This window comes from Pseudomonas azadiae (genome assembly GCF_019145355.1).
In the GTDB taxonomy this organism is placed as follows: Bacteria; Pseudomonadota; Gammaproteobacteria; order Pseudomonadales; family Pseudomonadaceae; genus Aquipseudomonas; species Aquipseudomonas azadiae.
Map to the genome: position 1 here is coordinate 36,169 of NZ_JAHSTY010000002.1, position 22,178 is coordinate 58,346.

Consider the following 22,178-nt stretch of genomic DNA (forward strand, 5'->3'; position numbering starts at 1 on the left):
ACCTTTGCTGCCGTTACGCCGATACGCGTGGGATCGTGTCGTCGGCGCGCAGGGTGAAGATTTCATAGCCGGTTTCGGTCACGAGCAGGGTGTGTTCCCACTGGGCCGAGAGCTTGCGGTCCTTGGTGATGGCGGTCCAGCCGTCGCCCAGCACCTTGGTGTCGGCCTTGCCCTGGTTGATCATCGGCTCGATGGTGAAGGTCATGCCTGCCTTGAGCTCCATGCCGGTGCCGGCGCGGCCGTAGTGCAGGATCTGCGGCTCTTCATGGAACACGGTGCCGATGCCGTGGCCGCAGAATTCGCGTACCACCGAGAAACCGTTCTTTTCCGCGTGCTTCTGGATCACTTCGCCGATGTCGCCCAGCCGGCAGCCGGGCTTGACGATTTCGATGGCTTTGTACATGCATTCCTGGGTGACCTGGGACAGGCGCTCGGCCCACGGCGCCACGGTGCCGACATGGAACATGCGGCTGGTGTCACCGAAGTAGCGGTCCTTGATCACGGTGACGTCGATGTTCAAGGTGTCGCCGTCCTTCAGCGGTTTGTCACCTGGAATTCCGTGGCAGACCACGTGGTTGACCGAGGTGCAGATCGATTTGGGGAAGCCCTTGTAGTTCAGCGGAGCAGGGATGGCGCCTTGCACGTTGACTATATAGTCGTGGCAGATCTGGTTCAGGGTTTCGGTGGTGACGCCGGGCTTGACGTGCTCGGCAATCATTTCCAGCACGTCGGCGGCCAGTTTGCCGGCAATGCGCATGCCGGCGATGTCTTCGGCGGTTTTCAAACTTACGGTCATACAGGCTCTCTCTGGCGTAATACGCCGAAATCAATTCGGTTTACGGGCGTGCGACAAAAGGTTGCAGAGTTCGCACAAGCCACAAAAAACGCGATTCTAACAGACGATGGCGTCAAATTATGAGCCTGCGATGATCGCTTCTCTCTATGAGGTAGGGGTATGTCGGCTCTATTCAAGGGGTTGCATGAAAGCCACCGGCGGCAAATGTGATTGCGTGTTCCGTTTTTGCCGATGCTGTGGTATAAAATGCGCCGCTTTCCGGGGATACCCCGCAGAGCTTAAATCCACACACGTGTCGACACGATGACCTGGGTGCCGGAGGCTTGAAGCCGCTGGTTGGTCATTGGGATACGTGGAGGCCAAACCCGACTTATTAAGGAACTATCATGTCCCAAGTCAACATGCGCGATATGCTGAAGGCCGGTGTGCACTTCGGCCACCAGACCCGTTACTGGAACCCGAAAATGGGCAAGTACATTTTCGGCGCACGTAACAAGATCCACATCATCAACCTTGAAAAAACCCTGCCGATGTTCAACGAAGCTTTGACTTTCGTAGAGCGCCTGGCCCAGGGCAAAAACAAGATTCTGTTCGTCGGCACCAAGCGTTCCGCTGGCAAGATCGTTGCTGAAGAAGCAGCACGTTGCGGCTCGCCGTACGTCGATCACCGCTGGTTGGGCGGCATGCTGACCAACTTCAAAACCATCCGTGCTTCCATCAAGCGTCTGCGTGACCTTGAAGTGCAAGCCGAAGACGGTACCTTCGCCAAGCTGACCAAGAAAGAGGCGCTGATGCGCACTCGCGACCTGGAAAAGCTCGATCGTTCCCTGGGTGGTATCAAGGACATGGGCGGTCTGCCTGACGCACTGTTCGTTATCGACGTTGATCACGAGCGCATCGCGATCACCGAAGCCAACAAGCTGGGCATCCCTGTTATCGGCGTAGTCGATACCAACAGCAGCCCGGAAGGCGTTGACTACATCATCCCAGGCAACGATGACGCCATCCGCGCTATCCAGCTGTACATGGGTTCGATGGCTGACGCTGTAATCCGTGGTCGCAACCACGTTGCTGGTGGTACCGAGCAGTTCGTTGAAGAAGCTCCGGTAGCTGCCGCTGAGTAACTGACGCCCTGGCGTTGACTCAGTAAGCAAAAAGGGGGCTTGGCCCCCTTTTTGCCACCTCGAAAACCATTTGTCGGCAGCGCAGCTACACCATCTGTAACGTGCAGCGGCCTACAAGGGTGATTCGGGAAGAATTGATCGCCCGTTTGATCGGGTGGAATGGTTGAAAACCTATCCAAGAGGATTTTGAAATGGCAGAGATTACTGCAGCGTTGGTTAAAGAACTGCGTGAGCGTACCGGCGAAGGCATGATGGATTGCAAAAAGGCCTTGACCAAGGCCGGCGGCGACATCGAAAAAGCCATCGACGACATGCGTGCTTCCGGCGCCATCAAGGCTGCCAAGAAAGCAGGCAACGTAGCTGCTGAAGGCGCTATCGCTCTGAAAGAGGACGGCAAATCCGCCGTTCTGCTGGAAGTGAACTCCCAGACCGACTTCCTGGCTCTGCAGGACGACTTCAAGGCATTTGTTGCTGCCAGCGTTGAAAAAGCGTTTGCCGACAAACTGACTGACGCCGCTCCGCTGATCGAAGCTCAAGAAGCGGATCGCCTGGTACTGGTCGGCAAGGTTGGCGAAAACGTCAACATCCGCCGCCTGGTTCGCGTTGAGGGTGATGTGGTCGGTGGTTACCTGCACGGCAACAAGATCGGTGTGGCGGTTGTTCTCAAGGGCGGCACCGTTGAGCTTGCCAAAGACATCGCTATGCACGTAGCGGCCAGCAACCCTGAGTTCCTGCTGCCTTCGGAAGTGTCCGCTGACGCAATCGAACGTGAAAAAGCTGTGTTCCTGAGCCTGAACGCCGACAAGATCGCCGGCAAGCCAGAGAACATCGTTGAAAACATGATCAAGGGCCGTATCAGCAAGTTTCTGGCTGAAGCCAGCCTGGTTGAGCAGGCGTTCGTCAAGAACCCTGAAATCAAGGTCGGCGAACTGGCCAAGAAAGCCGGTGCTGAAATCGTTTCCTTCACTTACTTCAAAGTAGGCGAAGGCATCGAGAAGCCGGTCGACAACTTCGCTGAAGAAGTTGCCGCCCAGCTGGCTGCCGCCAAGCAATAAGACAGTTTTCAACTGTCGCCCGAAAGAGGCTGCCCGCTCACGCGCGCAGCCTCTTTTCAAATGGGAAGGCCGATTTTGATTGGCTTCCCTTCGGAACTGGCTTACAAAGCCGTGTTCCGATGGCGCTGTAGCAGCGTCTGCTGGAGTGAACGCAAGCCGTAAACGGCTCGCCATGAATTTTTTAAAATACGCCGCAGGAGAGATTCGCAATGGCTCAGCAGGGCAGTGGTTATCAGGCTCGCTATAAACGCATTCTACTCAAGCTTAGCGGCGAGGCCCTGATGGGCTCGGAAGAGTTCGGGATCGATCCCAAGGTACTCGACCGCATGGCGCTGGAAGTCGGCCAACTGGTCGGCATCGGCGTACAGGTCGGGCTGGTGATCGGCGGCGGCAACCTGTTCCGTGGCGCGGCACTGAGTGCGGCCGGTATGGATCGGGTTACCGGCGACCACATGGGCATGCTGGCCACTGTGATGAACGCCCTGGCCATGCGCGACGCCCTGGAGCGTGCCAATATCTCGGCTATCGTGATGTCGGCTATTTCCATGGTCGGTGTGACCGATCACTATGATCGCCGCAAAGCCATGCGCCACCTGAACTCGAAGGAAGTGGTGATATTCGCCGCCGGCACGGGTAATCCGTTCTTCACTACCGATTCGGCGGCGTGCCTGCGCGCCATCGAAATCGACGCCGACGTGGTGCTCAAGGCCACCAAGGTGGATGGCGTATACACCGCAGATCCGTTCAAAGACCCGCATGCCGAGAAGTTCGATCATCTGACCTACGATGAAGTACTGGATCGCAAGCTGGGCGTGATGGACCTGACGGCTATTTGCCTATGCCGCGACCACAAGATGCCGTTGCGCGTATTTAACATGAACAAGCCCGGCGCCCTGCTGAATATCGTACACGGCGGCGCAGAAGGGACTCTGATCGAGGAAGGCCAACAATGATCAACGAAATCAAGAAAGACGCTCAAGAGCGTATGCAGAAATCCCTGGACTCCCTGAACCATGCATTTGGTCAGATTCGTACGGGCAAGGCTCACCCAAGCATCCTGGGTAGCGTGATGGTGCCGTACTACGGCGCGGATACGTCCATCACCCAAGTGGCCAACATCACCGTAAAAGACTCGCGCACCCTGCAGGTCGTGGCCTTCGAGCGCAACATGCTCGGCGCCGTCGACAAGGCTATCCAGAGCGCCGGGCTGAACCTCAACCCGACCAACCTGGGCGAGTTGCTGCTGATCTCCATGCCGGCGCTGACGGAAGAAACCCGCAAGGGCTTCACCAAGCAGGCGCGCAGTGCCGCCGAAGACGCGCGCGTTGCCGTGCGCAACATCCGTCGCGATGCGCTGGGTGACCTGAAGAAGCTGGTCAAGGACAAGGAAATCAGCGAAGACGAAGAGCGTCGTGCCGTTGCTGATATCGACAAGCTGACCAAGGATGCCGAGGCCCAGATCACCAAGGCCACGGAAGAAAAAGAAAAGGACCTGATGGCCGTATAAGGGGTCAGGACGCCTTCATGGAAAAGACCAAGCAGACTGTACCCTCCGTGGTGCCGCGCCATGTCGCGATCATCATGGATGGGAATAATCGCTGGGCGAAGAAACGCTTCATGCCGGGCGTCGCCGGGCATAAAGCGGGTGTCGATGCGGTACGGGCTGTGATCGAGGTATGTGCCGAGGCCAAGGTCGAAGTGTTGACCTTGTTTGCCTTCTCCAGTGAAAACTGGCAACGGCCCGCCGAAGAAGTCAGTGCCTTGATGGACCTGTTCTTCAAGGCGTTGCGTCGTGAGGCCAAGCGCCTCAACGACAACAACATCAGCCTGCGCATCATTGGCGACCGCTCGCGCTTCCACCCGGAACTGCAGGCCGCCATGCGCGAAGCCGAGGCGATCACTGCCGGTGCCAATCGTTTTGTGCTGCAGATCGCAGCCAATTACGGTGGTCAGTGGGATATCGCCCAGGCCGCACAGCGGCTGGCCCGTGAAGTGCAAGCCGGTCATCTGCGACCCGACGACATCACGCCCGAACTGTTGCAAACCTGCCTGGTCACCGGCGACCTGCCGCTGCCGGACTTGTGCATCCGTACCGGTGGTGAGCACCGCATCAGCAATTTCCTGTTGTGGCAGCTGGCCTACACTGAGCTGTACTTCTCCGACCTGTTCTGGCCGGACTTCAAACACGATGCCATGCGTAAAGCACTGGCCGATTTCGCTTCCCGTCAGCGTCGCTTCGGTAAAACGAGCGAGCAGATCGAAGCTGGAGCCCGGGTTTAAATGCTTAAACAACGAATCATTACAGCCCTGATCCTGTTGCCGATCGCCTTGTGTGGGTTTTTCCTGCTCGAGGGTTCCGGCTTTGCGCTGTTTATCGGCCTGGTCGTCACCCTGGGTGCCTGGGAATGGGCGCGCCTGGCAGGTTTCAGTGCCCAGTTGCCGCGCGTGGTGTACGCCGCTGTCGTGGCGGCCCTGGCGTTTCTCTTGTACATCCTGCCGGACATTGCGCCGTGGGTGTTGGGGGCGGCAGTCCTGTGGTGGGCGCTGGCAACCTTCCTGGTGCTGACCTATCCGCGCACCAGCGGCAAGTGGTCCAGTGTGGCCTGCAAGTTGGTAATCGGGCTGTTGATCCTGTTGCCGGCTTGGCAAGGGCTGGTGGAGATCAAGCGTTATCCGATGGGTAACTGGCTGATCCTGGCTGTCATGGTGCTGGTCTGGGGGGCCGACATTGGCGCGTACTTCTCCGGCCGGGCGTTCGGCAAGCGTAAGCTGGCGCCCTCGGTCAGTCCGGGCAAGAGCTGGGAAGGCGTCTATGGCGGCCTGGCGTTGACGCTTGTGATCGCGCTGGTGGTCGGTGTTGTGCGTGGCTGGTCAGTGAAGGATATCCTCCTGGCGCTGGTGGCCACGGCCATTGTCGTCTTCATCTCGGTGGTGGGTGACCTCACCGAAAGCATGTTCAAGCGCCAGGCCGGGATCAAGGACAGCAGCAACCTGTTGCCGGGCCATGGCGGCGTGCTGGATCGTATCGATAGCCTGACGGCTGCGATCCCGATCTTTGCCGTGCTGCTCTGGATGACTGCCTCGTGAGCCGCCTGCAACAAGTGACCGTGCTGGGTGCAACCGGCTCGGTGGGGCTGAGCACCCTGGACGTGATTGCTCGTCATCCTGATCGCTATCAAGTTTTCGCCCTCACCGGTTTCAGCCGTTTGAGCGAGTTGCTGGCGTTGTGCGTGCGACATGTACCGCGTTTCGCCGTCGTGCCTGAAGCCATTGCTGCGCGGGGGCTGCAGGACGATCTGCGGGCTGCCGGGCTGGCCACTCAGGTACTGGTGGGGGAGGCGGGGCTGTGCCAGGTATCCGCTGATGCCGAAGTCGATACCGTGGTCGCCGCCATTGTGGGTGCTGCGGGCTTGCGTCCTACCTTGGCTGCCGTTGATGCGGGCAAGAAAATTCTGCTGGCCAATAAGGAAGCGCTGGTCATGTCCGGCGCGCTTTTCATGCAGGCGGTGCGCAACAGCGGCGCCGTGCTGTTGCCTCTCGATAGCGAGCACAACGCAATCTTCCAGTGCATGCCCGGTGACTACGCCCGCGGCTTGAGCCAGGTTGGCGTGCGTCGGATCCTGCTGACCGCCTCCGGTGGGCCGTTTCGGCAAACCCCGCTGGCGGAGCTTGAGCATGTATCGCCTGACCAGGCGTGCGCCCACCCGAACTGGTCCATGGGGCGCAAGATTTCGGTCGACTCGGCCAGCATGATGAACAAGGGGCTGGAGCTGATCGAGGCGTGCTGGTTGTTCGATGCGCGTGCGGAGCAGGTCGAAGTGGTGATTCATCCGCAGAGTGTGATTCATTCTCTGGTCGACTACGTGGACGGTTCGGTGCTGGCGCAGTTGGGCAACCCCGATATGCGCACACCGATCGCCAATGCGCTGGCCTGGCCGGAGCGGATCGACTCCGGCGTCGCGCCCCTGGACCTGTTTGCGGTGGCCCGTCTGGACTTCGAAGCGCCGGACGAACAGCGCTTCCCTTGTTTGCGCCTGGCGCGGCAAGCTGCGCAAGCGGGTAACAGTGCGCCGGCGATGCTCAATGCGGCGAATGAGGTGGCGGTGGCGGCGTTTCTTGAACGGCGCATCTGCTTTCCGCAGATCGCGAGTATCATCGAGGACGTCCTGGCACTTGAGCCAGTCGTCCCGGTGAGTGATCTGGGGGCGGTGTTCGAAGCTGATACCAAGGCCCGAGCCCTGGCACAGCAATGGTTGAACCGCAACGCGCGTTAGCCTGCAGGCGGGTTTGAGTCTTCAGGCACTGGATTGGAATGCGGAGAAATTAGATGAGTGCGCTTTACATGATTGTCGGCACCCTGGTTGCTCTGGGCGTGCTGGTTACCTTCCACGAATTCGGCCACTTCTGGGTGGCGCGGCGTTGCGGCGTCAAGGTATTGCGCTTTTCCGTCGGTTTCGGCATGCCGCTGTTGCGCTGGCATGACCGCCGTGGCACCGAGTTCGTGATTGCGGCCATCCCGTTGGGCGGCTACGTCAAGATGCTCGATGAGCGCGAAGGCGAAGTGCCGGCAGACCAGTTGGACCAGTCTTTCAATCGCAAGACCGTTCGTCAGCGTATCGCCATTGTCGCCGCCGGCCCGATCGCCAACTTCCTGTTGGCGATGGTGTTCTTCTGGGTCTTGGCCATGCTGGGCAGCGAGCAGGTGCGTCCGGTCATCGGCGCGGTCGAGTCGGACAGTATCGCCGCCAAGGCCGGGCTGGTGGCCGGGCAGGAAATTGTATCCATTGATGGCGAACCCACCACGGGCTGGGGCGCGGTCAATTTGCAGCTGGTGCGTCGTCTCGGCGAAAGCGGCACGGTCAAGGTCGTGGTGCGCGAGCAGGATTCCACCACCGAAACCCCGCGTGAGCTGGCTCTTGATCAGTGGCTCAAAGGCGCTGACGAGCCTGATCCGATCAAATCCCTGGGCATTCGACCGTGGCGTCCGGCCCTGCCACCGGTGCTGGCCGAGCTTGACCCCAAAGGTCCGGCCCAGGCCGCTGGTCTCAAGACCGGCGATCGCCTGCTGGCCCTCGATGGCCAGGCATTGGGTGACTGGCAGCAGGTGGTCGACCTGGTCCGTGTACGTCCTGATACCAAAATTGTGCTGAAAGTTGAGCGCGACGGTGCTCAAATCGACGTCCCCGTCACCCTGTCGGTGCGTGGGGAGGCCAAGGCGGCCGGGGGTTACCTGGGTGCCGGGGTCAAAGGAGTCGAGTGGCCGCCATCGATGGTGCGCGAGGTCAGTTACGGGCCGTTGGCAGCGATTGGCGAGGGTGCAAAACGCACCTGGACCATGAGTGTGCTGACCCTCGACTCCCTCAAGAAAATGTTGTTCGGCGAGCTCTCGGTAAAAAACTTGAGTGGACCGATAACCATTGCTAAAGTGGCGGGCGCTTCTGCCCAGTCGGGTGTCGCGGATTTCCTGAATTTCCTGGCTTATCTGAGTATCAGCCTGGGTGTTCTGAATTTGTTGCCCATTCCAGTATTGGATGGGGGGCATCTGTTGTTTTATCTGGTCGAGTGGGCGCGTGGTCGCCCCTTGTCGGATCGGGTGCAGGGTTGGGGGATACAGATCGGTATCAGTTTGGTGGTCGGGGTGATGTTATTAGCCTTGGTCAACGATCTGGGTCGACTGTAACGCTTCGCTGAATTGCGAATCTGCCGCATTTTGCGGCAGTTTGTTTATTGCCAGTTGGAATAAGAAAGGACTTCATGAAACGTCTGCTGCTAACTGCGGTTCTCACCGTATTGATGATCGCCGAAGTTCACGCCGAGTCCTTCACCATCTCCGATATTCGTGTCAACGGCCTCCAGCGGGTTTCCGCCGGTAGCGTCTTTGGTGCCTTACCGTTGAACGTCGGTGAACAGGCTGATGACCGTCGCCTGGTGGAATCCACTCGTGCGCTGTTCAAAACCGGTTTCTTTCAAGACATCCAACTGGGTCGCGAAGGCAACGTCCTGGTCATTACTGTCGTCGAGCGACCTTCCGTCGCCAGTATCGAGATCGAGGGCAACAAGGCGATCTCTACTGAAGACCTCATGAAGGGGCTGAAACAATCCGGCCTGGCCGAGGGCGAGATCTTCCAGCGCGCCACCCTCGAAGGTGTGCGTAACGAGTTGCAACGTCAGTACGTTGCCCAGGGCCGTTATTCCGCCACCGTGGAAACGGAAGTGGTGCCGCAGCCACGCAACCGTGTCGGTCTCAAGGTCAACATCAACGAAGGCACCGTGGCGGCGATCCAGCACATCAACGTGGTGGGCAATACCAAATTCGCCGACGAAGACCTGATCGACCTCTTCGAACTCAAGACCACCAACTGGCTGTCGTTCTTCAAGAACGATGACAAGTACGCCCGTGAGAAACTCTCCGGTGACCTGGAGCGCCTGCGCTCCTACTACCTGGATCGTGGCTATATCAACATGGATATCGCTTCGACCCAGGTGTCCATCACCCCGGACAAGAAGCACGTCTACATCACGGTCAACGTCAACGAAGGCGAGAAGTACAAGGTTCGTGACGTGAAGCTCAGCGGCGACCTGAAAGTGCCTGAAGACCAGGTCAAGGCGCTGCTGCTGGTGCAGAAGGACCAGGTGTTCTCGCGCAAGCTGATGACCACCACGTCCGAACTGATCACCCGCCGCCTGGGTAACGAAGGCTATACCTTCGCTAACGTCAACGGCGTGCCGACCCCGCACGATGATGATCACACCGTGGACATCACCTTCGTGGTCGATCCTGGTAAGCGTGCCTACGTGAACCGCATCAACTTCCGTGGCAACACCAAGTCTTCGGACGAAGTGCTGCGTCGGGAAATGCGCCAGATGGAAGGTGGCTGGGCATCGACCTACCTGATCGACCAGTCCAAGACGCGTCTTGAGCGCCTGGGCTTCTTCAAGGAAGTCAACGTCGAAACCCCGGCCGTGCCGGGTGTGGATGACCAGGTTGACGTGAACTACGCCGTGGAAGAGCAGGCGTCGGGCTCGATCACCGCCAGCGTGGGCTTCGCACAAAGTGCCGGCCTGATCCTCGGTGGTTCGATCACCCAGAACAACTTCCTGGGTACCGGTAACCGAGTGTCTATCGGCCTGACCCGAAGCGAATACCAGAGCCGATACAACTTTGGTTATACCGACCCCTACTGGACTGCCGACGGTGTGAGCCTGGGCTACAACGCCTTCTACCGCACCACCGACTACAAAGACCTCGACGTTGACGTTGCAAGCTATGCGATCGACAGCCTGGGTGCCGGTGTCAACGTGGGTTACCCGATCAGCGAGACCTCGCGCCTGACCTTTGGCCTCACTGCGCAACAGGATGAGATCAAGACCGGTGTTTACACCGTGGACGAAATCTTTGATTTCACCCGCCGTGAAGGTGACAAGTTCCTGAACTTCAAGGCGTCTGCCGGCTGGTCCGAGTCGACCCTGAACAAAGGTGTACTGGCGACCCGTGGTCACTCCCAGAGCCTGACCCTGGAAACCACCACGCCGGGCAGCGACCTGTCGTTCTTCAAGCTCGACTACCGTGGCCAGTTGTTCACGCCGTTGAGCGATAACTACACCATGCGCCTGCACACTGAGCTGGGCTATGGCGACGGTTACGGTTCGACCGATGGCCTGCCATTCTATGAAAACTACTATGCCGGTGGTTTCAACTCGGTTCGTGGTTTCAAGGACAGCACCCTGGGCCCGCGCGGTACGCCAAGCCGTGGGGTGGACCGGACCGGCAACGTCGGGACGCGACTTGATTCGGACAATGACCCGCTGCCATTTGGTGGTAACGTGCTGATTCAAGGTGGCGCAGAGATTCTTTTCCCTCTGCCGTTCGTCAAGGATCAGCGTTCCCTGCGTACTTCGGTTTTCTGGGATGTGGGTAATGTATTCGACTCCAAGTGCGAACAGATCACTAACCCGAGTGGCTTGAAATCCGACACCAAGTGCAACGACGTGAGTCTCAGCAACCTGGCAAGCTCCGTGGGTGTGGGTGTGACCTGGGTGACCGCGCTTGGCCCATTGAGCTTTGCTCTGGCCATGCCGATCAAGAAACCGGATAACGCTGAAACCCAGATTTTCCAATTCTCCCTCGGCCAGACGTTCTAAGCGTCTGACCCAAGATAACGACAACGGATTCTGTAGGAGTACATCGTGCGTAAGTTGACTCAATTGGTTCTGCTGGCAACCGTGCTGGTAGCGACCCCGGCCTTCGCCGAAATGAAAATCGCCGTGCTGAACTATCAGATGGCTCTTCTGGAGTCCGACGCGGCCAAGCGTTATGCGGTGGATGCCGAGAAGAAATTTGGTCCGCAACTGACCAAGCTCAAGACGCTGGAAAGCAGCGCCAAGGGCATCCAGGATCGTCTGGTAGCCGGTGGCGACAAGATGCAGCAAGGCGAACGCGAGCGTCTGGAGCTTGAGTTCAAGCAAAAGGCCCGTGACTACCAGTTCCAGTCCAAGGAACTGAACGAAGCCAAAGCTGTTGCCGACCGTGAAATGCTGAAACAGCTGAAGCCGAAACTCGACAGTGCTGTGGAAGAAGTCATCAAGAAGGGTGCCTTTGACCTGGTGTTCGAGCGTGGCGCTGTGATCGACGTCAAGCCTCAATACGACATCACCCGTCAGGTGATCGAGCGCATGAACCAGCTGAAGTAAGCCATGACCGCGACTATCAAGCTCGGCGAGTTGGCCGAGTTCCTGGGGGCCACGTTGCATGGCTCCCCGGAGAAGGAAATTACTGGGCTAGCCACCTTGCAGGAGGCTGGCCCAGCTCAGTTGAGCTTCCTCGCAAATCCTCAATACCGTAAATACCTGGTCGACAGCAGAGCCGCAGCCGTGTTGCTCAAAGCCGCTGACGCCGAGGGGTTTGCCGGGGAGGCGCTGGTGGTGGACGACCCGTACCTGGCTTATGCGCGGGTGTCGCACCTGTTCGATCCGAAACCCAAGGCAGCCGGCGGTATTCATCCGTCTGCGGTGATTGCCGATGATGCCCAGGTTGACCCCGCAGCCAGCATCGGTGCCTTTGCGGTGATCGAGAGCGGTGCGCGCATTGCTGCAGGTGTCACGGTCGGTGCTCATTGCTTTATCGGTGCGCGCTGTGAAATCGGCGCCGACGGTTGGCTCGCACCGCGCGTAACCCTGTATCACGATGTGCGTATCGGTAAGCGTGTGGTCATCCAGTCGGGTGCCGTGATTGGTGGCGAAGGCTTCGGCTTTGCCAACGCCAAGGGCATCTGGAACAAGATTGCCCAGGTTGGCGGCGTAGTGATCGGCGACGACGTGGAGATTGGCGTGAACACTGCTGTCGATCGGGGGGCCCTGGCCGATACCGTGATCGGCAACGGCGTGAAGCTCGATAACCAGATCCAGATCGCCCACAACGTGCAGATTGGCGATCACACCGCCATGGCCGCTTGTGTGGGGATCTCCGGCAGCACCCGGATCGGCAAGCATTGCATGCTCGCCGGCGGTGTAGGGCTGGTGGGGCATATCGATATTTGCGACAACGTCTTCATCACTGGCATGACCATGGTCACCCACTCGATTACCGAGCCCGGGGCCTATTCTTCCGGTACCGCCATGCAGCCCGCGGCTGAATGGCGCAAGAGTGCAGCGCGGTTGAGGCAGCTCGACGACATGGCTCGACGTCTCAAACAGCTGGAAAAGCGTGTTGGGGACGTGACCCCTGGCGGTAATGCTTCATCAGAAGGCTGATACCATTTCCATATCAAGTGTGCACAGCCGCTAGACTGCCTCCTTGATTTGCTAGCGGGGCGTGCGCTTAGTTCGCCCGCCCCCAATCTTTATTACAGGCTTCCCCCCGAAATGATGGACATCAACGAGATTCGCGAATACCTGCCTCACCGTTACCCGTTCCTGCTGGTGGATCGCGTAGTGGACCTCAACGTCGAGGAAAAGCGCATTCGTGCCTACAAGAATGTCAGCATCAACGAACCGTTCTTCAATGGTCACTTTCCCGCGCATCCCATCATGCCGGGCGTGTTGATCATCGAGGCGATGGCCCAGGCTGCCGGTATCCTTGGTTTCAAAATGCTCGACCTCAAGCCTGCCGATGGCACGCTCTACTATTTCGTGGGCTCCGACAAGCTGCGTTTCCGCAACCCGGTCACCCCGGGTGACCAGTTGATCCTGGAAGCCAAGTTCATCAGTTGCAAGCGCCAGATCTGGAAGTTCGAATGCCAGGCCTCGGTGGACGGCAAGCCGGTGTGCTCCGCCGAGATCATCTGTGCGGAACGCAAACTATGAGTTTGATTGACCCTCGCGCAATCATCGATCCGTCGGCCGTACTGGCCGCCGACGTTGAGGTCGGCCCCTGGTCGATCATCGGCGCAGGTGTGGAAATCGGCGAGGGGACTGTCATCGGGCCGCACGTGATCCTCAAAGGTCCGACCCGCATTGGCAAACACAATCGCATCTACCAGTTCTCCTCGGTAGGCGAAGACACCCCGGACATGAAGTACAAGGGTGAAGAAACGCGCCTGGTAATCGGTGATCACAACATCATCCGTGAAGGTGTGACCATTCACCGTGGCACCGTGCAGGACCGGGCCGAGACCACCCTGGGCGATCACAATCTGGTGATGGCCTACGCGCATATCGGCCATGACAGCGTGATCGGCAACCATTGCATCCTGGTCAATAACACCGCGCTGGCGGGCCATGTGCACGTTGATGACTGGGCGATCCTGTCCGGGTTCACCCTGGTGCATCAGTACTGCCATATCGGTGCCCACAGCTTTTCCGGCATGGGCACCGCCATCGGCAAGGACGTTCCTGCGTTCGTGACGGTCTTTGGCAACCCGGCCGAAGCGCGCAGCATGAACTTCGAGGGCATGCGCCGTCGCGGGTTCAGCGAAGAGGCCATCCATGCGCTGCGCCGTGCCTACAAGGTGGTTTACCGTCAGGGGCTCACCGTGGACCAGGCGTTGATCCAACTGGCCGAGCCGGCAGCGGCGTTCCCGGAAGTCGCTGTGTTCCGTGACTCGATCCAGTCGTCGACTCGCGGCATCACCCGCTGATCATGGCTAATCTGCGTATCGCGCTGGTGGCCGGAGAAGCTTCCGGTGACATTTTGGGCGCAGGTCTTATGCGGGCCCTCAAGGCCCAGCATCCGGCGGTGGAATTCATGGGGGTCGGCGGCCCGCTGATGCAGGCCGAAGGGCTCGTTTCCTATTTCCCCATGGAGCGCTTGTCGGTCATGGGGCTGGTGGAAGTACTGGGCCGTCTGCGCGAGCTGCTCGCGCGGCGCAAACTGCTGATCCAGACCCTGATTGAAGAAAAGCCCGACGTGTTTATCGGAATCGACGCGCCGGACTTCACCCTCACTATCGAACTCAAGTTGCGTCAGGCCGGGATCAAGACTGTGCACTACGTCAGCCCGTCCGTGTGGGCGTGGCGGCAGAAGCGCGTGCTCAAGATCCGCGAAGGCTGCGACTTGATGCTGACCCTGCTGCCATTCGAAGCCAGGTTCTACGAAGAGAAGGGCGTGCCGGTGCGGTTTGTCGGGCATACCCTGGCCGACACCATTCCATTGGAGGCTGACCGCGCCGCGGCGCGCGCCGAGCTCGGCTTGGCAGCCGGCCCGCTGGTCGCGCTGATGCCCGGCAGTCGTGGCGGCGAAGTCGGGCGCCTGGCTTCGGTATTCTTTGACGCTGCCGAGCGCCTGCAAGCCTTGAAGCCAGGCGTACGTTTCGTACTGCCCTGCGCGAGTCCGCAACGTCGTGCACAGATCGAAACGCTGCTTGAAGGCCGCAACCTGCCGTTGACCTTGCTCGACGGCCAATCGCACCTGGCGCTCGCGGCCTGTGATGCGGTGCTGATCGCTTCGGGTACGGCCACTCTGGAGGCCTTGCTGTACAAGCGACCGATGGTCGTGGCGTACCGCCTGGCGCCATTGACGTTCTGGATCCTCAAGCGCATGGTCAAAAGCCCTTACATCTCCTTGCCGAACCTGTTGGCCCAGCGCCTGTTGGTGCCGGAGTTGTTGCAGGACGATGCAACACCCGAAGCCCTCGCGAAAACCCTACTACCCTTGATTGACGGCGGTGAAGAACAGACCCGCGGTTTCGACGACATCCACCGCACCCTGCGCCGTGATGCGTCGAATCAGGCGGCGGACGCCGTGTTGACCTTGATCGGCAAAAAACAGGACGCTTTATGACGACGCAAATGGGCCTGGATTTCAGTCTGGTTGCCGAAGCCCACGAGCTGGTGGCCGGGGTTGACGAAGTCGGCCGCGGGCCTTTGTGCGGCGCCGTCGTCACGGCGGCGGTGATCCTCGATCCGAACCGTCCGATTCTCGGCCTCAACGACTCGAAAAAACTCACCGAAGCGCGCCGCGAAAAGCTCTACGACGAAATTTGTGAGAAGGCCCTGAGCTGGCACATCGCCCGCGCCGAAGTCGAAGAGATCGACGAGCTGAACATCCTCCACGCAACCATGCTTGCCATGCAGCGCGCGGTGGAAGGCCTGCATATTACCCCCAAGCTGGCGAAGATCGACGGCAACCGCTGTCCGAAACTGGCAATGCCGGCCGAGGCGGTGATTCAAGGCGACGGCAAGGTACCTGCCATCGCTGCTGCGTCGATCCTGGCCAAGGTCAGCCGCGACCGTGAAATGGCCGCGTTTGAACTGATCTACCCGGGCTACGGCATCGGTGGGCATAAAGGCTACCCGACGCCCGTTCATCTGGAAGCCCTGGCTCGCCTCGGGCCGACGCCGATCCATCGCCGCTCCTTCGCCCCGGTGCGCCAGGCTTACGAGCTGCGCGAGAGCCTCATCGAGGTATAGCCGCAAGGCTGATGTTTTTGCCAGGGCCCGGTACAATCCGGGCCTTGCTGTCTTCAAATATAGTTGTCTTCACATAGTTGTCCCCTCGTATAAGAACAGGATCATCATGCCGGCTTCATTCGTTCATCTACGCCTGCACACTGAATACTCCCTGGTCGACGGCCTGGTACGGATCAAACCGCTGGTCAAAACCCTGGTGGGCATGAATATGCCTGCTGTAGCGGTTACCGATCAGAACAACATGTGTTCCCTGGTCAAGTTCTACAAGAACGCCATGGGCGCCGGCATCAAGCCGATCTGCGGCGTCGACCTGTGGCTGTCCAACAAAGACCCGGACAACGCACTGAGCCGCATCAGCCTGCTGGCCATGAACGGCGTGGGCTATCGCAACCTCACCGAACTGATTTCCCGTGGCTTTATCGACGGCCAGCGCAACGGTTCGATCATCATCGAGCGCGAATGGGTTGCCGAGGCCAGCGAAGGGGTAATCATGCTCTCGGCAGCCAAAGAGGGCGAGATCGGTCTCGCACTGCTCGGCGGCAACCCGCACGAAGCCGAGGTGCTGGCGCGCGAGTGGATGCAGGTGTTCCCCGATCGCTTCTACCTGGAAGTGCAACGCACCAACCGCCCCAACGACGAAGAACATCTGCACGCTGCCGTGGCCCTGGCCGACAAGCTGGGCGCGCCGCTGGTGGCAACCAACGATGTGCGCTTCATCAAGAAGGAAGACTTCGAGGCCCACGAAACCCGCGTGTGTATCGGCGAAGGCCGGGCCCTGGATGACCCGCGTCGCTCGAAAAACTACAGCGAAGAGCAATACCTCAAAAGCGCCGAAGAAATGGCCGAGTTGTTCAGCGACTTGCCCGAGGCCCTGGAAAACTCCGTCGAAATTGCCAAGCGCTGCAATATCGAAGTGAAGCTGGGCAAGCACTTCCTGCCCAACTTCCCGATTCCCGATGGCATGACCATCGATGAGTACTTCCGCAAAGTATCGTTCGACGGCCTTGAGGATCGCCTCAGCGTCCTGTTGCCCAAAGACACCACCGAAGATTACGAGGCCAAACGCCAGGTCTACGTCGACCGGTTGAATTTCGAGCTGGATATCATCATCCAGATGGGGTTCCCCGGTTACTTCCTGATCGTGATGGACTTTATCCAGTGGGCCAAGAACAACGGCGTGCCGGTCGGCCCGGGCCGTGGGTCAGGTGCTGGCTCGCTGGTCGCCTATGTACAGAAGATCACCGACCTCGACCCGTTGGAATATGACCTGCTGTTCGAACGCTTCCTGAACCCGGAACGGGTCTCCATGCCCGACTTCGACGTCGACTTCTGCATGGACGGCCGTGACCGCGTCATTGAATACGTGGCCGAGAAATACGGCCGCAACGCGGTCAGCCAGATCATCACCTTCGGTTCCATGGCCGCCAAGGCGGTGATTCGCGACGTGGCCCGGGTGCAGGGCAAGTCATACGGCCTGGCCGATCGCCTGTCGAAGATGATCCCGTTCGAAGTCGGCATGACCCTTGAAAAAGCCTACGAGCAGGAAGAAATCCTGCGCGACTTCATCAAGGTCGATGAAGAAGCCGCCGAAATCTGGGACATGGCGCGCAAACTCGAAGGCGTGGTGCGTAACGTCGGTAAACACGCCGGTGGTGTGGTTATCGCTCCGACCAAGCTCACCGACTTTTCGCCGATCTATTGCGATGAAGAAGGCGACGGCCTGGTCACCCAGTTCGACAAGGACGACGTGGAGGCGGCCGGCCTGGTGAAGTTTGACTTCCTCGGCCTGCGTACCCTGACGATCATCGACTGGGCGCTCAAGACCATCAACCGCGACCGCGCCAAGGTGGGTGAAGCACCGCTGGATATCGCCTTTATCCCGCTGGATGACAAGCCGACCTACAGCCTGCTGCAAAAAGCCGAAACCACTGCGGTGTTCCAGCTTGAGTCGCGCGGCATGAAGGAGCTGATCAAAAAACTCAAGCCCGACTGCCTGGAAGACTTGATCGCCCTGGTGGCCCTGTTCCGTCCGGGCCCGTTGCAATCGGGCATGGTGGATGACTTCATCAACCGCAAGCACGGCCGCGCCGAACTGGCGTACCCGCACTCCGACTACCAGTACGAAGGCCTCAAGCCCGTACTGGCGCCGACCTACGGCATCATCCTGTATCAGGAACAGGTGATGCAGATTGCCCAGGTGATGGCTGGCTACACCCTGGGCGGCGCCGACATGCTGCGTCGTGCAATGGGTAAGAAAAAGCCCGAGGAAATGGCCAAGCAGCGCGGCGGTTTCATTGAAGGTTGCGCCACCAACAATATCGATGCGGACCTGGCCGGTAACATCTTCGACCTGGTGGAAAAATTCGCCGGTTACGGCTTCAACAAATCCCACTCCGCCGCCTACGGCCTGGTGTCGTACCAGACCGCCTGGCTGAAAGCCCATTATCCGGCGCCGTTCATGGCCGCGGTACTCTCGGCGGATATGCACAACACCGACAAGGTCGTGACCTTGATCGAGGAAGTGCGCACCATGAAGCTGCGCCTCGATGCGCCGGACGTGAACGCTTCGGAGTTCAAGTTCACGGTGAACGACGAAGGCCGCATCATCTATGGCCTCGGCGCGATCAAAGGCGTGGGCGAGGGGCCGGTGGAAGCGATCACCGAAGCGCGCCAGGACGGGCCGTTCAAGGACTTGTTCGATTTTTGCGCGCGGGTGGACCTCAAACGCATCAACAAGCGAACCCTCGATGGCCTGATCCGCAGCGGCGCGCTCGACCGTCTCGGCCCGTATTTCCATGACGAGCCCAAGGCTTACCAGGCAAATATCGACCGCAACCGCGCGGTGTTGCTCACCGCGATGGAAGAGGCGATCAAGGCGGCCGAACAGACCGCCCGCACCCATGACAGCGGCCACGCCGACCTGTTTGGCGGGCTGTTCGTCGAAGAAGATGCGGATGTGTACGCTAACCACCGCAAGGCCAAGGAACTGACCCTCAAGGAACGCCTCAAGGGCGAGAAAGACACCCTGGGCCTGTACCTCACCGGTCACCCGATTGACGAATACGAAGGCGAGATCCGCCGGTTCGCCCGTCAGCGCATCATCGACCTCAAGCCCGCGCGAGACACCCAGACCGTCGCCGGCATGATCATCGCCCTGCGGGTGATGAAAAACAAAAAGGGCGACAAGATGGGTTTTATCACCCTAGACGACCGCTCGGGCCGCATCGAAGCGTCGCTGTTTGCCGACGCGTTCCACTCCGCCCAGTCGCTGCTGCAGACCGACGCCATGGTGGTGGTGGAAGGGGAGGTCAGCAATGATGATTTCTCCGGCGGCCTGCGCCTGCGGATCAAGCGGGTGATGAGCATGGAAGATGCGCGTACCAATTTGGCCGAGAGTCTGCGCTTGAAGGTCAAGACCGAAGCGCTCAAGGGCGATCAGCTACGCTGGTTGGGTGATTTGCTCAAACGCCACCGTGGCGCGTGCCCGGTGACCATGGAGTACACCGGCAACGACGCCAAGGCCATGTTGCAGTTTGGCGAGACGTGGCGAATTGATCCGGCTGATGGCTTGATTCAAGCATTGCGTGACCAGTTCGGCCGTGACAACGTCTTCCTCCAATACCGTTGATGGCCAGGCGCTTTCTTTTTTATACGGAAAATCGCCTGATCTCGACGAAACATTTAATCTCGACCTGGACGCGCCTCTCCCTTAAGGTAGGGCGCGAACAGACAACCGGCTGGCCAGGCACCCCCTGGCCGTCGACCCAAGACGGACGCTTATGAACCCGAATTTTCTTGATTTCGAACAGCCGATCGCTGACCTGCAAGCCAAGATCGAAGAACTGCGCCTGGTCGGCAATGACAATTCGCTGAACATCGGCGATGAGATCGCTCGCCTGCAAGACAAGAGCAGCACGCTCACCGAAGACATCTTCGGCAAGCTGACCAGCTGGCAGATCGCGCGCCTGGCTCGCCACCCGCGCCGTCCGTACACCTTGGACTACATCCAGCACATCTTTACCGAGTTCGACGAGCTGCATGGCGACCGCCACTTCTCCGATGACGCGGCCATCGTGGGCGGTATCGCTCGCCTGGACGACCAGCCGGTGATGGTGATCGGTCACCAGAAAGGCCGCGAAGTGCGCGAGAAAGTGCGGCGCAACTTCGGTATGCCGCGTCCGGAAGGCTACCGCAAGGCGTGCCGCCTGATGGAAATGGCCGAGCGCTTCAAGATGCCGATCCTGACCTTTATCGACACGCCGGGTGCCTACCCAGGTATCGACGCCGAAGAGCGCAACCAGAGCGAAGCGATCGCCTGGAACCTGCGTGTCATGTCGCGCCTGAAAACCCCGATCATTGCCACCGTGATTGGTGAAGGTGGTTCCGGCGGTGCACTGGCTATTGGCGTCTGTGACCAACTGAACATGCTGCAATATTCGACCTACGCGGTGATCTCGCCGGAAGGTTGCGCCTCGATCCTGTGGAAAACCGCCGAAAAGGCGCCAGACGCTGCCGAAGCCATGGGCATCACTGCTGATCGCCTCAAAGGCCTGGGCATTGTCGACAAAGTGATCGCCGAGCCACTGGGCGGCGCCCACCGCGACCCGGCTGCGGCTGCCGCGACCATCCGTGGTGAGCTGGCTTCGCAACTGGCGATGCTCAAGAAGCTGGATAACGAAGCGCTGTTGGCCCGTCGTTATGAGCGTCTGATGAGCTACGGTCTCTAAGACCAGCGCAGGACCCAAATGTGGGAGCTGGCTTGCCTGCGATAGCATCACCTCGGTGCAGTTGATAGACCGAGGTACCTGCATCGCGGGCAAGCCCGCTCCCACATTTGCTTGCGTATGCTGGGATAGTGCATTCCAGATGGATGGCGGTACTTTGCTATGAAGCCCACCTTAATCGCCCAACTCCTGCAAACCCTGGCCCCCTGGCGCTCTGCCCCGGCCTGGCACATCGCGTTCTCTGGCGGACTTGATTCCACCGTCCTCCTGCATCTTCTCGTTACCCTGGCAAAAACCGAAACCCTGCCGCCCCTCAACGCCGTGCATGTCCATCATGGCCTGCAAGCCGCCGCCGATGCCTGGCCAAGTCATTGCCAGTCAGTGTGTGACAGCCTGGGTGTGCCCCTGCGCATCCTGCGTGTGCAAGTGCAACCCGGCGCCAGTCTTGAGCGTGCCGCCCGTGAGGCGCGTTACCAGGCGTTTGCCGAGGTGACTGGGGTAGGGGAGGTGTTGTTCACCGGCCAGCATCGCGATGACCAGGCTGAAACCCTGTTGTTCCGCCTGCTGCGCGGGGCTGGCGTGCGAGGGGTGGCGGCAATGCCGGCACAGCGGCCATTGGCGGGTGGTTATCTGGTGCGGCCTTTACTGGAAGTGCCACGGGTCGAGCTGGAGGCCTACGCTCAGGAGCACCCGCTCAAGTGGATCGAGGACCCGTCCAACGCCGATTCACGCTTCTCGCGCAACTACCTGCGCCACAAAGTGTTCCCTGCGCTGACGCAGCGGTGGCCGCAAGCGGTATCGAGCCTGGCACGTACTGCCGAGCACTTGAACGAAGCTCAGGGCCTGCTGGACGAATTGGCCCGCATGGACCTGCACGCCGCCGATCGACCTTCCCCGTTTCCCTGGCTGCACGTGCCGTCCCTGGCGCTGGCGCCACTGCGCGAGCTTTCCGACGCCCGTCAGCGCAACGCCCTGCGCCATTGGCTGACGCCGCTGACACGTCTGCCCGACAGCGACCATTGGGCCAGTTGGCTTTCCCTGCGTGATGCCAAGCGCGACGCACAGCCTGTATGGCGCCTGGCCGACGGCGAGTTGCACCGTAGCGGCGAGCGTCTCTGGTGGTTGCCCGCCACTTGGTCGGAATTTTCCGACGCAACGGTGAGCTGGCCTGATCAGCAAAACCCACTAGAGTTACCCGGCAATGGTCAGTTGAAGCTCATGGGCAACGCGCTCGAAGGTCCGTTGCAGGTCCGTTACCGTCAGGGCGGTGAAGTCATCGAAGTGCCAGGTCGCGGTCGGCGCGACCTGAAGCGGCTGCTTAACGAAAGCGGGCTGCCGGGCTTCGTGCGTGGCAGATTGCCGCTGCTGTATCGGGGCGAGCAATTGCTGGGCGTGCCCAGCATCGCTGGGCGCTGGGCGGTGCCGAGTGAGGGTTGGCAATTACATTGGATGCCACAGAGCTGCGATCAAGGTTTGAGCTGATAGCGCCTTTCCGGTAGACTACGCTCCCTTCTTGATACAACTTCTGTGGATTCGCCTGAATCACAGCGGTTGCCGATTACCAAGCAGTCTTTGCTGGGCGATTCCAAAAAATGTGTAGCGATCAACGTACCGGTGTTTCATTGCTGGTCTG

19 protein-coding genes are annotated in these 22,178 nt (G+C 59.7%); 18 read left to right on the forward strand and 1 reads right to left on the reverse strand.

Translation table 11 applies throughout. From position 1 onward, the window contains the following. Positions 1–13: 13 nt before the first annotated feature. The gene (map, locus tag KVG91_RS16515) at positions 14–796 is read right to left on the reverse strand and encodes a type I methionyl aminopeptidase (protein WP_065893367.1); all 783 of its coding nucleotides are present in this window, start codon (positions 794–796) and stop codon (positions 14–16) included. Positions 797–1,182: 386 nt separating this feature from the next. On the opposite strand from map, the gene rpsB reads away from it, so the two are divergent. The 18 genes from rpsB to tilS all read left to right on the forward strand — a co-directional run bounded on the left by rpsB (position 1,183) and on the right by tilS (position 22,027). Next, positions 1,183–1,920: a 30S ribosomal protein S2 gene (gene rpsB, locus KVG91_RS16520; protein WP_003219330.1), complete on the forward strand. Its 738-nt coding sequence runs from the start codon at positions 1,183–1,185 to the stop codon at positions 1,918–1,920. A gap of 191 nt (positions 1,921–2,111) precedes the next feature. Then, complete coding sequence (tsf, locus tag KVG91_RS16525; protein WP_024073825.1) at positions 2,112–2,975, forward strand: translation elongation factor Ts; 864 nt, start codon at positions 2,112–2,114, stop codon at positions 2,973–2,975. Between the two features lie 209 nt (positions 2,976–3,184). Beyond that, positions 3,185–3,928, forward strand: a complete 744-nt coding sequence (pyrH, locus tag KVG91_RS16530; RefSeq protein ID WP_003189161.1) for a UMP kinase — start codon at positions 3,185–3,187, stop codon at positions 3,926–3,928. Beyond that, entirely contained in the window at positions 3,925–4,482 is a 558-nt protein-coding gene (frr, locus tag KVG91_RS16535) for a ribosome recycling factor (protein WP_049709667.1), read from the forward strand. The genes pyrH and frr overlap by 4 nt, the downstream gene beginning before the upstream one ends. A 17-nt stretch (positions 4,483–4,499) precedes the next feature. Beyond that, on the forward strand, positions 4,500–5,255 hold the full coding sequence (uppS, locus tag KVG91_RS16540; protein WP_169375592.1) for a polyprenyl diphosphate synthase: 756 nt from the start codon (positions 4,500–4,502) through the stop codon (positions 5,253–5,255). Next, a complete protein-coding gene (locus KVG91_RS16545; protein ID WP_169375593.1) occupies positions 5,256–6,062 on the forward strand; it encodes a phosphatidate cytidylyltransferase in 807 nt (268 codons plus the stop codon). After that, a complete protein-coding gene (ispC, locus tag KVG91_RS16550; protein ID WP_169375594.1) occupies positions 6,059–7,249 on the forward strand; it encodes a 1-deoxy-D-xylulose-5-phosphate reductoisomerase in 1,191 nt (396 codons plus the stop codon). The genes KVG91_RS16545 and ispC overlap by 4 nt, the downstream gene beginning before the upstream one ends. Before the next feature lie 53 nt (positions 7,250–7,302). Further along, positions 7,303–8,655: a sigma E protease regulator RseP gene (gene rseP / locus KVG91_RS16555; RefSeq protein WP_169375595.1), complete on the forward strand. Its 1,353-nt coding sequence runs from the start codon at positions 7,303–7,305 to the stop codon at positions 8,653–8,655. Between the two features lie 74 nt (positions 8,656–8,729). Continuing rightward, positions 8,730–11,117, forward strand: coding sequence for an outer membrane protein assembly factor BamA (gene bamA / locus KVG91_RS16560; protein WP_169375596.1), 2,388 nt, complete (start codon positions 8,730–8,732; stop codon positions 11,115–11,117). A 45-nt stretch (positions 11,118–11,162) separates the two neighbouring features. Next, positions 11,163–11,666 (forward strand): OmpH family outer membrane protein, encoded by a 504-nt coding sequence (locus KVG91_RS16565; RefSeq protein ID WP_033902788.1) that lies wholly within the window; start codon positions 11,163–11,165, stop codon positions 11,664–11,666. A 3-nt stretch (positions 11,667–11,669) separates the two neighbouring features. After that, positions 11,670–12,725: a UDP-3-O-(3-hydroxymyristoyl)glucosamine N-acyltransferase gene (lpxD, locus tag KVG91_RS16570; RefSeq protein ID WP_169375597.1), complete on the forward strand. Its 1,056-nt coding sequence runs from the start codon at positions 11,670–11,672 to the stop codon at positions 12,723–12,725. Positions 12,726–12,836: 111 nt separating this feature from the next. Further along, a complete protein-coding gene (gene fabZ, locus KVG91_RS16575; protein ID WP_003172281.1) occupies positions 12,837–13,277 on the forward strand; it encodes a 3-hydroxyacyl-ACP dehydratase FabZ in 441 nt (146 codons plus the stop codon). Next, positions 13,274–14,050, forward strand: coding sequence for an acyl-ACP--UDP-N-acetylglucosamine O-acyltransferase (gene lpxA / locus KVG91_RS16580; RefSeq protein WP_169375598.1), 777 nt, complete (start codon positions 13,274–13,276; stop codon positions 14,048–14,050). The genes fabZ and lpxA overlap by 4 nt, the downstream gene beginning before the upstream one ends. A gap of 2 nt (positions 14,051–14,052) precedes the next feature. Further along, the gene (gene lpxB, locus KVG91_RS16585; protein ID WP_169375599.1) at positions 14,053–15,192 is read left to right on the forward strand and encodes a lipid-A-disaccharide synthase; all 1,140 of its coding nucleotides are present in this window, start codon (positions 14,053–14,055) and stop codon (positions 15,190–15,192) included. Next, positions 15,189–15,821, forward strand: a complete 633-nt coding sequence (gene rnhB / locus KVG91_RS16590; RefSeq protein ID WP_169375600.1) for a ribonuclease HII — start codon at positions 15,189–15,191, stop codon at positions 15,819–15,821. The genes lpxB and rnhB overlap by 4 nt, the downstream gene beginning before the upstream one ends. A 106-nt stretch (positions 15,822–15,927) precedes the next feature. Continuing rightward, positions 15,928–19,449 (forward strand): DNA polymerase III subunit alpha, encoded by a 3,522-nt coding sequence (gene dnaE, locus KVG91_RS16595; RefSeq protein ID WP_169375601.1) that lies wholly within the window; start codon positions 15,928–15,930, stop codon positions 19,447–19,449. A 151-nt stretch (positions 19,450–19,600) separates the two neighbouring features. Continuing rightward, on the forward strand, positions 19,601–20,548 hold the full coding sequence (locus KVG91_RS16600) for an acetyl-CoA carboxylase carboxyltransferase subunit alpha (protein ID WP_012722607.1): 948 nt from the start codon (positions 19,601–19,603) through the stop codon (positions 20,546–20,548). Between the two features lie 159 nt (positions 20,549–20,707). After that, positions 20,708–22,027: a tRNA lysidine(34) synthetase TilS gene (gene tilS, locus KVG91_RS16605; RefSeq protein ID WP_169375602.1), complete on the forward strand. Its 1,320-nt coding sequence runs from the start codon at positions 20,708–20,710 to the stop codon at positions 22,025–22,027. Positions 22,028–22,178: the final 151 nt, after the last annotated feature.